The organism is Pantoea sp. B566 (assembly GCF_024793925.1).
GTDB classification, from domain to species: Bacteria; Pseudomonadota; Gammaproteobacteria; order Enterobacterales; family Enterobacteriaceae; genus Pantoea; species Pantoea ananatis.
Genome location: NZ_JANUQL010000003.1, coordinates 1729714 through 1741754 on the forward strand (window position 1 = coordinate 1729714; position 12041 = coordinate 1741754).

At 55.3% G+C, this 12041-nt stretch carries 13 protein-coding genes; 8 read left to right on the forward strand and 5 right to left on the reverse strand.

Annotated features, from left to right (window positions below; translation table 11 throughout):
- Window positions 1–28: 28 nt before the first annotated feature.
- Genes cysC through cysG form a run of 4 tightly spaced genes read right to left on the reverse strand, consistent with a single transcriptional unit; the run spans window position 29 to window position 4408 of the window.
- Entirely contained in the window at window positions 29–634 is a 606-nt protein-coding gene (gene cysC, locus NYE92_RS09655; protein ID WP_013026922.1) for an adenylyl-sulfate kinase, read from the reverse strand.
- Complete coding sequence (gene cysN / locus NYE92_RS09660; RefSeq protein WP_013026923.1) at window positions 634–2061, reverse strand: sulfate adenylyltransferase subunit CysN; 1428 nt, start codon at window positions 2059–2061, stop codon at window positions 634–636. The genes cysC and cysN overlap by 1 nt, the downstream gene beginning before the upstream one ends.
- 11 nt (window positions 2062–2072) lie before the next feature.
- Window positions 2073–2981, reverse strand: a complete 909-nt coding sequence (cysD, locus tag NYE92_RS09665; RefSeq protein WP_006120739.1) for a sulfate adenylyltransferase subunit CysD — start codon at window positions 2979–2981, stop codon at window positions 2073–2075.
- A gap of 11 nt (window positions 2982–2992) precedes the next feature.
- Complete coding sequence (gene cysG / locus NYE92_RS09670; RefSeq protein WP_259018902.1) at window positions 2993–4408, reverse strand: siroheme synthase CysG; 1416 nt, start codon at window positions 4406–4408, stop codon at window positions 2993–2995.
- A 252-nt stretch (window positions 4409–4660) separates the two neighbouring features.
- Between cysG and NYE92_RS09675 the strand changes: the two genes are divergently transcribed.
- Together NYE92_RS09675 and NYE92_RS09680 are read left to right on the forward strand one after the other, a co-directional pair.
- Entirely contained in the window at window positions 4661–5671 is a 1011-nt protein-coding gene (locus NYE92_RS09675; RefSeq protein ID WP_259018903.1) for an aminopeptidase, read from the forward strand.
- Window positions 5672–5680: 9 nt separating this feature from the next.
- The gene (locus tag NYE92_RS09680) at window positions 5681–5965 is read left to right on the forward strand and encodes a YciI family protein (protein WP_013026927.1); all 285 of its coding nucleotides are present in this window, start codon (window positions 5681–5683) and stop codon (window positions 5963–5965) included.
- Window positions 5966–6032: 67 nt separating this feature from the next.
- On the opposite strand, the gene NYE92_RS09685 is transcribed toward NYE92_RS09680, so the two are convergent.
- The gene (locus NYE92_RS09685; protein ID WP_013026928.1) at window positions 6033–6785 is read right to left on the reverse strand and encodes an IclR family transcriptional regulator; all 753 of its coding nucleotides are present in this window, start codon (window positions 6783–6785) and stop codon (window positions 6033–6035) included.
- A 362-nt stretch (window positions 6786–7147) separates the two neighbouring features.
- Here NYE92_RS09685 and NYE92_RS09690 point away from each other — a divergent pair, with 362 nt between their 5' ends.
- The 6 genes from NYE92_RS09690 to NYE92_RS09715 all read left to right on the forward strand — a co-directional run bounded on the left by NYE92_RS09690 (window position 7148) and on the right by NYE92_RS09715 (window position 11948).
- Entirely contained in the window at window positions 7148–7540 is a 393-nt protein-coding gene (locus tag NYE92_RS09690) for a RidA family protein (protein ID WP_013026929.1), read from the forward strand.
- A 124-nt stretch (window positions 7541–7664) separates the two neighbouring features.
- Window positions 7665–8507: a transporter substrate-binding domain-containing protein gene (locus tag NYE92_RS09695; RefSeq protein ID WP_013026930.1), complete on the forward strand. Its 843-nt coding sequence runs from the start codon at window positions 7665–7667 to the stop codon at window positions 8505–8507.
- Window positions 8508–8554: 47 nt separating this feature from the next.
- Entirely contained in the window at window positions 8555–9292 is a 738-nt protein-coding gene (locus NYE92_RS09700; protein ID WP_259018904.1) for an amino acid ABC transporter permease, read from the forward strand.
- Complete coding sequence (locus NYE92_RS09705; protein WP_013026932.1) at window positions 9289–9933, forward strand: amino acid ABC transporter permease; 645 nt, start codon at window positions 9289–9291, stop codon at window positions 9931–9933. Before NYE92_RS09700 ends, NYE92_RS09705 begins: the two co-directional genes overlap by 4 nt.
- Window positions 9930–10667 (forward strand): amino acid ABC transporter ATP-binding protein, encoded by a 738-nt coding sequence (locus NYE92_RS09710; RefSeq protein ID WP_013026933.1) that lies wholly within the window; start codon window positions 9930–9932, stop codon window positions 10665–10667. The genes NYE92_RS09705 and NYE92_RS09710 overlap by 4 nt, the downstream gene beginning before the upstream one ends.
- Window positions 10668–10676: 9 nt before the next feature.
- Window positions 10677–11948, forward strand: coding sequence for an alanine racemase (locus tag NYE92_RS09715; RefSeq protein WP_028715724.1), 1272 nt, complete (start codon window positions 10677–10679; stop codon window positions 11946–11948).
- Window positions 11949–12041 lie beyond the last annotated feature (93 nt).

Sequence of the window (12041 nt, forward strand, 5' to 3'; positions counted from 1 at the left end):
AAACGAAAGGCGCTTTGCCGCTGTCTGTTCAGGAACTGATAATATCGCGCTGACGCAGCAGATCTAACAATTGGGCCGTCAGTTTTGTAACCAATTGTTCCCCGTTAAGCCAGATTTCTGGCTGGTCCGGCGCTTCATAAACGCTGTCTATTCCGGTGAAATTCTGTAACTCGCCTGCACGGGCTTTTTTGTACAACCCTTTAGGATCGCGCGCTTCACACACTGCCAGCGGCGTATCGACAAAAACCTCGATAAACCGGTCGCTGTCCAGCAGATCGCGCACCATCTGGCGCTCGGCACGGTGCGGTGAGATAAAGGCGGTAAGGACGACCAAACCGGCATCCACCATTAGTTTGGCCACCTCGCCTACACGGCGGATATTCTCTTTACGATGTTCATCGCTAAAGCCCAGATCGCGACACAACCCGTGACGGACATTATCGCCGTCCAGCAGATAGGTGCTGACACCGATGCGGTGTAGCGCCTGCTCCAGCGCCCCCGCAACGGTGGATTTACCGGACCCCGAAAGGCCGGTAAACCACAGTACCACGCCCTGATGGCCATGTTGCTGTTCGCGTGCCTGCCGCGTAACCGGATGGTCATGCCATACTACGTTTTCATCGTGTTGGGCCATTACTGACCGCCCAGCAGATCGCGCGCATTCCAGTGCGGGAAGTGGCGACGGACCAGTGCATTAAGCTCGAGTTCGAACGCGCTGAACTCGCCGTTGTGCTGCGGCCGATCGTTCAGTGGCTCATGAATCAGCCCCGCGCCTACGGTGACGTTACTCAGACGGTCAATAATGATCATGCCGCCGGTTACGGGATTTTGCTGATAGCTGTCAAGCACCAGCGGCTCATCAAACGTAAACTCAGCAAGGCCAATCCCGTTCAGCGGCAGATTGTCCACCTGCCGTTTCTCCAGTGAATTAATCTCAACCTGGTGAATGACCTTTTCCACTCGCCCACGGGCTTTCTTACCGGCGATTTTTACATCGTAGCTCTGCCCGGCCTGAAGCGGCTGCTCGGCCATCCACACCACATCGACGGTGGCGGACTGAACGGCGCGCAGCTCGGCGCTGGCGTCCACTAACAGATCGCCACGGCTGATATCGATTTCGTCGTTCAGGACCAGCGTAATGGCCTCGCCCGCTCCCGCTTCCTGCAGATCGCCATCAAAGGTCACAATGCGGGCAATGGTGGACTCCACGCCTGAAGGCAGGACTTTAACGCGCTGTCCTACTTTCACCACGCCAGAGGCCAGCGTGCCGGCATAACCGCGGAAGTCGAGATTGGGACGATTAACATACTGCACCGGGAAACGCATCGGCTGGTGATCCACCACCGCGTTTAACTCCACGGTTTCCAGAACGTCGAGTAACGTCGGGCCGCTGTACCACGGCATGCTCTGGCTCTGTGAGGCGACGTTTTCGCCTTCCAGCGCCGACATCGGCACAAAGCGAATATCCAGATCTTCAGGCAACTGGCCGGCAAAATCGAGGTAATCCTGCTTGATCTGCTCAAACACAGACTGCTGGTAATCCACCAGATCCATTTTGTTTATCGCCACAACCAGATGCTTGATGCCCAGCAGCGTCGAAATAAAGCTATGGCGACGCGTCTGATCCAGTACGCCTTTGCGGGCGTCGATCAGCAGGATCGCCAGGTCACAGGTTGATGCGCCCGTTGCCATATTGCGGGTGTACTGCTCATGGCCTGGCGTGTCGGCGATGATGAACTTACGCTTTTCGGTGGAGAAATAGCGATAGGCGACATCAATGGTAATCCCCTGCTCGCGCTCGGCCTGTAAACCATCGACCAGCAGCGCCAGATCCAGTTTCTCGCCCTGGGTGCCGTGACGTTTGCTGTCGCTTTGTAATGAAGACAGCTGATCTTCATAGATCTGACGCGTGTCATGCAGCAAGCGGCCAATCAGCGTACTTTTGCCGTCATCGACGCTGCCGCAGGTCAGAAAACGCAGCAGGCTTTTATGTTGTTGTGCGGTCAGCCAGGCTTCAACGCCGCCCTGTTCGGCAATCTGTTGTGCAATTACGGTATTCATCTGGCGTCTCCTTAGAAATAACCCTGACGTTTTTTCAGTTCCATCGAACCGGACTGATCGCGGTCAATCACACGGCCCTGACGCTCGCTGGTGGTGGAAACCAGCATCTCTTCAATAATCTCAGGCAAGGTTTGCGCTTCAGATTCCACCGCACCGGTCAACGGCCAGCACCCAAGGGTACGGAAACGAACCATGCGCTGTTTGATCACTTCACCTGGCTGGAGGTTAATACGATCGTCATCGATCATCATCAACATGCCATCACGTTCCAGTACGGGACGCGGCGCGGCCAGATAAAGCGGCACGATCTCAATGTTTTCCAGGAAGATGTATTGCCAGATATCCAGCTCGGTCCAGTTAGACAGCGGGAAAACACGAATGCTCTCGCCTTTGTTAATCTGGCCGTTATAGTTGTGCCACAGTTCCGGGCGCTGATTTTTTGGGTCCCAGCGGTGAAAACGGTCACGGAACGAGTAAATACGCTCTTTGGCACGTGACTTCTCTTCATCCCGACGGGCGCCACCGAAGGCCGCATCAAAGCCGTACTTGTTCAGCGCCTGCTTCAGGCCTTCGGTTTTCATAATGTCGGTGTGCTTGGCGCTGCCGTGCACAAAGGGGTTGATCCCCATCGCCACCCCTTCGGGATTGCGATGTACCAACAGCTCCGCGCCCATCGCTTTGACGGTGCGGTCGCGGAATTCATACATCTCGCGAAATTTCCAGCCGGTGTCCACGTGCAGCAACGGGAACGGCAACGTGCCTGGGTAGAAGGCCTTACGCGCCAGATGCAACATGACAGAGGAATCCTTGCCGATGGAATACATCATGACCGGATTGCCGAATTCGGCTGCCACTTCGCGGATAATATGGATGCTCTCCGCCTCCAGTTGGCGCAGATGAGTGAGTCGTTTTTGGTCCATCGTTTTTCCTCTCAAGCCAGATTGACAACGGCGGACTCGCGAGCCCCCTGCTGTGCCGAATGCTGAAACCAGGCCAGTTGCCCGTGTAAATTAACCACTTCCCCAATCACCAGCAGGGCCGGGGAAGGCGCTGACGCTGCCAGCGTCTCCAGATGTTCGAGTGTGCCGGTCAATACCTGTTGATCCGGTCGGGTACCGCGCCCAATCACCGCAACCGGTGTTGAGGCGGCGCGCCCATGAAGAATAAGCTGCTGGCTGATGTGAGCCGCCTTGACAGCGCCCATGTAAATCGCCAGCGTCTGACGGGCACGCGCGAGGGATGGCCAGTCAATATCATCGCCATCCGGACGGCAGTGTCCGGTGATAAACAGCACGCTTTGTGCGTAATCACGGTGCGTCAGCGGAATGCCAGCATAAGCGGTAGCCCCTGCGGCGGCCGTTACGCCAGGCACGACCTGGAATGGAATGCCCGCTTGCTGCGCCGCCTGTAACTCTTCGCCGCCGCGGCCAAAAATAAAGGGATCGCCGCCTTTAAGGCGCACCACACGTTTGCCTTTCTGCGCCAGCTGCACCATCAACTGGTTAATTTCGTCCTGTGGCAGGAGATGGGCGCTGGCACGCTTGCCTACGCAGATACGATCGGCATCGCGCCGGACCAGATCGAGCACCTCATCGCTGACGAGATGATCGTAGAGCACCACGTCCGCCAGCTGCATCACCTGCAGTCCGCGCAGGGTTAACAGGCCGCTGTCGCCAGGCCCCGCGCCAACCAGAATAATTTCGCCCTGTCGGGGCGGCTGATCGCCCAGTTCGCTATCCAGCGTCTGTTTAGCGGCCGTAACGTCGCCCGTCGCCATCTGACTGGCAAAACGGCCATTAAATATTCTTTCCCAGTAACGACGGCGATCGGACATACGGCTGAAGCGAGCTTTGACTTTGTCACGCCACTGACCCGCCAGCTCGGCCATTTGGCCCAGATGGGATGGCAGCAGCGTTTCGAGTTTCTCGCGCAGCATGCGGGCCAGCACCGGCGCGGTGCCACTGGAGGAGATCGCCACGACCAGTGGCGAGCGATCAACAATAGAGGGGAAAATAAAGCTGCATTTAGGCTGATCGTCTACCACGTTTACCAGCTTGTGGCGGGCATTCGCTTCGTCATAGACCTGCGCATTCAGCGCATTGTCATCGGTAGCGGCAATGACCAGAAAGACCTTGTCGAGCTGAGCGGGTTCAAAGAACGTGGCCAGCCATTCAAGCTGCTGTTCATCCAGCAAAGCCTGTAACTCGGGGCAGAGTTCGCGTGAGGCGATTTGAATGCGCGCCCCGGCCCGACGCAGCAGCTCAATCTTGCGCGCCGCGATATCTCCGCCGCCGACGACCAGTACGGGTCGACCTGCGAGATCGGCAAAAAGAGGCAAATAATCCACGTTAACCCTAGTGTTGTTACGATGCGTTATCGCGACTATACGTTCACAGGTTTATTGAGATGAAATTACGAATTGGAATGAGATGTTACCGAATGGAATAACGCCCGGCAAAAGCTCAGAACAAAATGTGCTTAGCGAATGATCTTATGAGGCTTTCCGGACGATTCAAATTGTGTAATCACCGTCACAGTTTCATACTAGGCACAAAAAAATACGGCCCTCTTTTACGGAATGATCCACAAGGAACCCGACATGTCTGCCTTTCTCCGCCTGGCCGTACTGCTTGGCGGCTGCATTATTTTCAGCGCTCAGGCCGTGACCGACCTCACCGGGCACTTTGCTGAGCAACAGGTTCGTCATATTGCCACCTATTTTCCCGGCCGCATGAGCGGAAGCCCGGCTGAACTGATGGCGGCCGACTATCTGCAGCAGCAGTTTACCCAACTCGGTTTTGAAACTAATACCCGGCAGTTTAATACCGGCTATGCCTGGCGCGAAAATGACGGCACCTCGCGCTGGCATAAGCTTACCGCGACATCGGTTATTGCCGCGCGTGAAGGCAGTGCGCCCCAGGAAATCCTGGTTGTCGCCAGCCTGGATACCTGGATTCCGCTCACCCGCAGTGAAACCGCGCGCAGCGAAGGCGGATTGCGTTTGCAAGGCGTTGATGACAATGCATCCGGGCTTGGCGTGATGCTGGAACTGGCCCGGCAGATGAGTCATAAACCGCTCCATTATGGCGTGCGCTTTGTCGCGCTCAGCGCCAGCGAATCTCAGTTGCACGGCATGGAAGACTATGTGGCACGCATGAGTGAGAAAGAGAAAAAAAATACGCTGCTGGTGATCGATCTCAACAGCCTGATTACGGGCGACCACCTTTATTTCAACAGCGGCATCAACACGCCGCGCGCCGTGCGTAAACAGACCAGCGAACGCGCCTTACTGCTGGCTCGCCGCTATGGCATTTCTGCCGTCAGTCGTCAGATGAAGAGCACTGATTTTCAGGGCATCAATCCTTTCGACGCGGCAGGATTCCCTTTGCTTGATGTCACTGCGCGAAACTGGAACCTGGGCAGCAAGGATGGTGAACAGCAACGCACCCGTTCCCGGCATTTCCCGGATGGCACGACCTGGCATCAGACCGATCGCGATAATCTGGATTTTTTAGATCACTGGCTACCCGGCCGGATTGGTCTTCGTACCCATGACAGCGTTAAAGTGCTGCTGCCATTGCTGAGCGAGTTAACCAACCCCAAAGTGTGAGGACAGACGATGTATGTCATTTACCTGAGTTATTTTCGGCCCATCGAGGAAGTGGAAGCCCTGCTGGCACCCCATATAACGTGGCTGGATCGCTATTTTGACAACGGTGAGTTTATTGCTGCCGGCCGCAAAGATCCCCGCACGGGCGGCATGATCATGGTAAGAGACATGGATCGCGCCCGGCTGGATACGATTCTGGCGGAAGATCCCTTTGTCGCCGTGGCCCATTATGAGGTCACAAAGGTCAACGTGACGCGCACAGCCGATGCGTTTGCGGGGCTGAAAGACCTGTAGCCCCTGAGCCAACAGCGCCGGGCGCCCCGTTTCCCCACGCGGCGCTGCTTTCAACTTGCCCGTCGGCTCAGGTAAAGTCAGACAGCTTCTGACCCGCGTTAATTAAGGTTTTCAGCAGCATCTGACGCCGCGCTTCTGGTGTATCCCGGCTTACCATAAAACAGATGGCCGCCACCGCCAGATCGTTGCGGGCGCGAATAGGCGCAGCCATACAGCAGGTAAAGCTCTCTGACAGCCCTTCCGTCATGGAGTAGCCAAGATGCCCGGCCCGGTGAATGTCAGCCAGAAAGTCCTGCTTATCCAGCACCTTCCCGTTCGCCAGCTGGTAATCCTCTTCCGGGATCAGGGCCAAAATCGCCTCATCGCTCCAGTTACTCAGCAGCAAGCGGCCGGTGGCTGTCCAGGGAATCGGGATTTTAACGCCGATATCGGAGGTTATCTTGAACGGATGGGCATTGCTCTCTGACAGCACCACCGTGTATTTATTGCCTTCCAGCATACACAGCTGCACGGTTTCACCATGCTCCGCAACCATCTCGATCATTAACTGATGGGCACGACGGATCAGGGGATTGTGCGCCATATAATCCGCACCGTAATAGTGCATTTCACGACCAAAATAGATACTGCCTTCCGAATCAATTTCGACCAGCCCCGCCTCACTCAACAGATTAACCAGTTCATACACGCTTGAGCGGGGCGCGCCCGTCGCCTCGATCAGTTCACGCATCGCCATGGGCTGGCGGGCAACGTGTAACTGACGAAAAATCGCGATCACACGGTCCACGCCACGTGCTCTGGCGGGTTTATCTTCCTGCATACCCTTATTCTCCTGCCGGGATCGTCACGTTAAGGTTGATGTAATACATCATACACAGCCCACTTTGTTTTACCTACGGTCGCGCACGCTATCCCGCCTTTTCTTTTTTTCGCGACATGCTATTTATCAGGGCACCAAAAGAGCGCACTCAATAATGATAAAAAGAGATCTTCATCACCATTTATTTAAAAAACTTATCATTAATGACAAATATTCGTGAAGCCAGTTGTAAAGCATCAAAATAATCCCTGATCAGGCTATTGCAAAAGAAATAACATTGTGCAAATCTCGACCTATCCGGTATTGCAGATTTAATTCCGGTATATCAGACAAGCTACAGGAATGATTCTAAGGGCACAAGCATGACAATCAAGCGCTATGGCACAGAGGGCGGTGTCGGTACCGGAGGACAAAAGCTGCCTTTTGCCCGTGCGGTAGAAGCCGACGGCTGGCTGTATATCTCCGGGCAGACGCCAATGAAAGGCGGCGAGGTCGTTGAAGGCGGCATAATTGAGCAGACGCGCCTGGCCTTCGACAACTGTCTGACCATTATGCAGGAAGCAGGCTATCGGATTCAGGATGTGGTGCATGTGACGGCGGTCCTGACGGATGCACGTTACTTCAGCTCATTTAATAAAGTGTTTAGTGAGCTTTTTCATGATAACCCGCCCGCCCGTATTTGCAGCGTGCAGGACCTGGTTGTGGATTGCAAAGTCGAAGTCGATATGACGTGTTTTAATGCCGAACGGAAATAAAAGCTGATTCTTATCTCCCCGGCCAGAAATAAACGCATTCGGTATAAAAGTGATAATTAAAAAACGTCTCTCCACATTATTTAATAATGTTGGTGATATCCCTCTTTTATTTGAGAGCAGAAATATGAATACCACTTTCCAGCAAAATGTATTCACCCGGTTCCTGCCTGCCCTGTTCACCGTGGTGGCACTGGCCGGTTGTACGCCAACGGACAATAAAAATGAAACCGCAGGTGCCGCACCGGCATCCACGCTGCAAACCGTGCTTCAGCGTGGCACGTTGCGGGTGGGTGACTGCCTGAGCTTTGCGCCCTTCGGTTTTTACGATAAAGCCGGTAATCCCGACGGTTACGATGTGGATCTGGCCAAAGCCCTGGCAAAAGCGATGGGGGTAAAGCTCGAAATGGTGAACACCACCAGCGCTAACCGCATTCCTAATCTGCAAACCAATAAAGTGGATGTCGTGTTCTGTAATTTCACCCGCAACCTGGAGCGCGCCAAAGAGATTGGTTTTACTCAGCCTTACGTGGTGGCCAGTGAAGCGATGCTGGTTCGCAAAGTAAGCGGAATCAAATCGGCCCACGACATGGCAGGAAAAACCATCGCGACGGTCAAAGGCTCGACCAACGGCGACGAAGTTCGCAGCATGGGGATCGATGTAAAGATCCAGGAATATGATTCCTCTCAGGCAGCAATTCTGGCCGTGAAGCAGGGTCAGGCAGATGCCATGATTGAAGATAATAACTTCCTCGCCTATCAGGCCAAACTCGACCCAACACTGGAAGTCACTAATGAAGCCCTGGTTCCGCTGGAATACAACGCGTTCGGCGTCAAGCAAGGCGATCAGGTGTGGACGAACTATCTCAACGAATTCCTGTTTGAAATTAACGCATCAGGTGAGAACGCTCAGCTCTACCAAAAATGGTTTGGCAGTAAGCCTCGCTATCCGCTGAATCCGCAGTTCTGACAGAAGAGGACACAGGTCACGCCTGTGTCCTCCTGAGGAGGCTTTCTATGCGCTACCAATGGCTGACACTCTGGCAATATGCCGATACCTTTCTCGCCGCGACCTGGTTAACGCTTCAGGTGACGTTGCTGGCTTTTATGCTGGCGCTGGTACTGGGACTGCTGGCCGCGCTGGCGAAATCTGCGACTTTTGCGCCTTTGCGCTGGTTGAGCCACGGCTACGTTGAATTTATTCGTAACACGCCCGTGTTGCTGCAGATTTTTATCGTCTTTTTCGGGCTTCCCTCGCTGGGCATTACCATGAGCGCCTTTACCGCGGGCGTGCTGGCGCTGGGGATTAACGTCGGTGCGTATCTGGCTGAGGTTTTTCGCGCCGGTATTCAGTCCGTCCCCAAAGGTCAGCTGGAAGCCGCCTGGATTCTTGGCATTAGTCGTCGCCAGCGATTTTTAAACGTGGTCATGCCACAGGCCGCGCGCGCCGTCTGGCCCGCGATTATTAACAACCTGATTCAGCTACTGTTGGGCACCTCACTGCTGTCAGCCATTGCGCTACCGGAGTTGACGGGAACTGCAACGGTCATCAATGCGCGTACGCTGCTCTACATTCAGACATTCAGCGTCGTCGCGCTGGTCTATCTGTTTCTCAGTAACCTGTTTTCCTGGCTGGGCAATGTCGCGGGACGCCGACTGTTTATGCCGCCGCTGGTTGTCTCGGTCAAACGGCCCATCTGGATGCAGGCGAAAAGAATGTTTTCCCATACGATTAAACGGGAGCCAGCCCAATGAGCGAACTGATCCTCAGCAGTCTGCCGCTCCTGTGGCGCGGTCTGGTGATTACGTTATTGCTGTCGGTCGCTGCCATTGCGGGCAGCACGTTGCTGGGTTTACTGGCCGCGATTTTGCGTACCAGCCGCATCCCTGTCGCCCGGCAAATTGCCGTGATCTATACCGAGCTGTTTCGCGGCACGCCCGTGCTTATCACGCTGATGTTTATTTACTTTGGCGTGGCCTATTTCGGGTATGACATCAACCTGTTTGCCGCAGGCATTTTGGGCCTGAGCATTTATCAGGGCGCTTACATTGCCGAGATTTTTCGTGGCGGGATTGAAGCCGTGCCGAAAGGACAGTGGGAAGTTTCGTGGATCCTTGGGCTCTCCAGGCGGCAGACTTTCACCAGCGTGATTCTGCCGCAAACACGCGGCATCGTATTGCCGCCGCTGGTGGGTCAGTATCTGTCGCTGATTAAAGATACCTCTATCGTCAGCATGATAGGCATGTCGGAACTGATGCATCAGGGCCAGGCCATCGTCGATCGCATCGGACAGCCCGTAGTGGTTTATGGTCTGGTTGCCCTGCTCTATTTCGTTATCTGTTTTCCGCTTTCCCGCTGGGTCCAGCATCAGCAAACCAGGAACTCGTTATCATGAAAAATGCAGCCATTACTCTGAGCCGGATTACGAAGTCATTTGGCGCTACGCAAGTTCTGAAAGAGATCAGCCTTGATGTCTCGCCCGGAGAGGTGCTGGTGCTGATCGGCGCATCCGGTTCCGGTAAAAGTACCGTACTACGGATCATGAGTGGTCTGGAAAAGGCCGACGGCGGCGAAATTTGGGTTAACGACGTTCCGCTGCACGACCCAAAACGCAATCGTGATATTTGTGGTCAGGTGGGGATGGTGTTCCAGCAGTTCAACCTGTTTCCTCATAAAACCGCCCTCGGCAATGTCACCCTGGCGCTGATAAAAGCGCAGAAACTGTCAGTGGCCGAGGCGAATTCGCGCGGGATGGCAGCGCTGGAGCGCGTTGGACTGGCTGACCGCGCCGATCACTATCCTTCTCAGCTCTCCGGGGGACAGCAACAACGTGTGGCCATTGCGCGCGCTCTGGCGGTGCAGCCAAAAATCATGTTCTTTGATGAAGCCACGTCCGCTCTCGATCCTGAATTAGTCGGTGAAGTAATGGAAGTGATGCGCGGGCTGGCGCGCGAGGGCATGACAATGGTGGTGGTAACCCACGAAATGGGGTTTGCCCGGAAAACAGCCGATCGCGTTGTTTTTATGGATCAGGGCGTGATTGCTGAGCAGGGTAAGCCGGACGACATTTTTGTTCATCCGCAGAATCCGCGCACGCAACAGTTTCTGTCACGCGTGCTTGAGCACTAAGGAGCCGCCATGTCTTTACATTTTCCGCTGATCGCAGACGCGAAGCTGGACACTGCGCAGCCGTCGCCCCGCTTTAAATCGGTTGCCGGTGAGGGCGATGCTCCCCTTAAGGTCGGCACCGCCGTGCTGAGTAGTGAAGATGTCTTTTCGCCCGTCATGGTAATGAAACAGTCCGCTCTGGAAAACAACCTGCGGCAGTTAGCAGCGTTTTGCCAGGAGAAAGGCGTCATGCTGGCAGCACATGGCAAAACCTCAATGGCACCGGCAGTCTTACGCCGGGCCGTGACCCAGGGCGGCGCGTGGGGGATTAGCGCAGCAACACCTGCTCAGGTGCGCGCCCTGCGCCATTTCGGTATCCGCAACGTGTTTCTGGCAAACGAATGTGTCGATCCTGGCGGAATTCGCTGGATTGGTGAATGGCAGCGTCGGCATCCTGACCACGGCTTTCTCTGTTACGTTGACTCCCTGGCGGGCGTTACGCTGCTGGAGCAAAACCTGGGCGACACGGCCATTGCGGTCTTGATTGAAGTGTCGATTCCCGGCGGCAGAACAGGATGCAGAACCGAAGAGGAGGTGCTGGCGATTGCTGAGCGCATCGCCCAAAGTCGCCATCTTCATCTTGTAGGTATCGCAGGCTATGAAGGCGCGCTGGGTGCCGGGCGGGATGCGGCTGGCGTGGCGTTAATTCAGCACTACTGCAACGTTATGCTGGACTGCGCCAGAATGCTGGCTGAACGCCAGCTGTTCCACAGCAAGACGATTCTGCTCAGCGCAGGCGGGGGGGCGTGGTTTGATGTGGTGACAGCCTGTTTTACCCAGGCCGTTTTGCCGCTGCCGGTTCAGCCTTTGATTCGCTCGGGTGCCTACATGGCACACGACAGCGGGCTCTATTCGCGTATTGCGCCTTTTTCCCAGCCCGGCGCTGACCACCATTTTGAAGCGGCCCTGGAAATCTGGGGGCGCGTGCTTTCCCGCCCTGAATCTGGTCTGGCGCTGCTGGATTTCGGCAGACGGGACGTGCCTTTCGATCAGGATTTGCCCGTGCCTTTGTGGATTCGCCAGCCGGATGGCACCGCGCCACGAACCGGCACGCATCTGCACATCAGTGAGGTTAACGATCAGCACGCCTATTTACGCGTGCCTGACGATGAATCGCTGATGCCGGGAGACTGGGTCGGATGCGGTATTTCTCATCCGTGCACGGCATTTGATAAATGGCGTTATCTTCCCTTAGTGGATGATGAATACCGGGTGGTGGACAGCGTCGAGACGGCGTTTTGATCGCAGCCGACATCCTTCCCCTGAGGCGATGACAGAGGCCATAGCAAAACGGGCGACCCCAGAGGATCGCCCGTTACCAGAACTAAGCGCGTC

What these genes read in the sequence shown, in the direction of transcription:
- NYE92_RS09695 (WP_013026930.1), top strand. Translation starts at nt 7,665, where the DNA reads ATGAATACCACTTTCCAGCAAAATGTATTCACCCGGTTCCTGCCTGCC.
- NYE92_RS09685 (WP_013026928.1), bottom strand. Translation starts at nt 6,785, where the DNA reads ATGCAGGAAGATAAACCCGCCAGAGCACGTGGCGTGGACCGTGTGATC.
- NYE92_RS09710 (WP_013026933.1), top strand. Translation starts at nt 9,930, where the DNA reads ATGAAAAATGCAGCCATTACTCTGAGCCGGATTACGAAGTCATTTGGC.
- cysC (WP_013026922.1), bottom strand. Translation starts at nt 634, where the DNA reads ATGGCCCAACACGATGAAAACGTAGTATGGCATGACCATCCGGTTACG.
- NYE92_RS09705 (WP_013026932.1), top strand. Translation starts at nt 9,289, where the DNA reads ATGAGCGAACTGATCCTCAGCAGTCTGCCGCTCCTGTGGCGCGGTCTG.
- cysD (WP_006120739.1), bottom strand. Translation starts at nt 2,981, where the DNA reads ATGGACCAAAAACGACTCACTCATCTGCGCCAACTGGAGGCGGAGAGC.
- NYE92_RS09680 (WP_013026927.1), top strand. Translation starts at nt 5,681, where the DNA reads ATGTATGTCATTTACCTGAGTTATTTTCGGCCCATCGAGGAAGTGGAA.
- NYE92_RS09715 (WP_028715724.1), top strand. Translation starts at nt 10,677, where the DNA reads ATGTCTTTACATTTTCCGCTGATCGCAGACGCGAAGCTGGACACTGCG.
- NYE92_RS09690 (WP_013026929.1), top strand. Translation starts at nt 7,148, where the DNA reads ATGACAATCAAGCGCTATGGCACAGAGGGCGGTGTCGGTACCGGAGGA.
- NYE92_RS09700 (WP_259018904.1), top strand. Translation starts at nt 8,555, where the DNA reads ATGCGCTACCAATGGCTGACACTCTGGCAATATGCCGATACCTTTCTC.
- cysN (WP_013026923.1), bottom strand. Translation starts at nt 2,061, where the DNA reads ATGAATACCGTAATTGCACAACAGATTGCCGAACAGGGCGGCGTTGAA.
- NYE92_RS09675 (WP_259018903.1), top strand. Translation starts at nt 4,661, where the DNA reads ATGTCTGCCTTTCTCCGCCTGGCCGTACTGCTTGGCGGCTGCATTATT.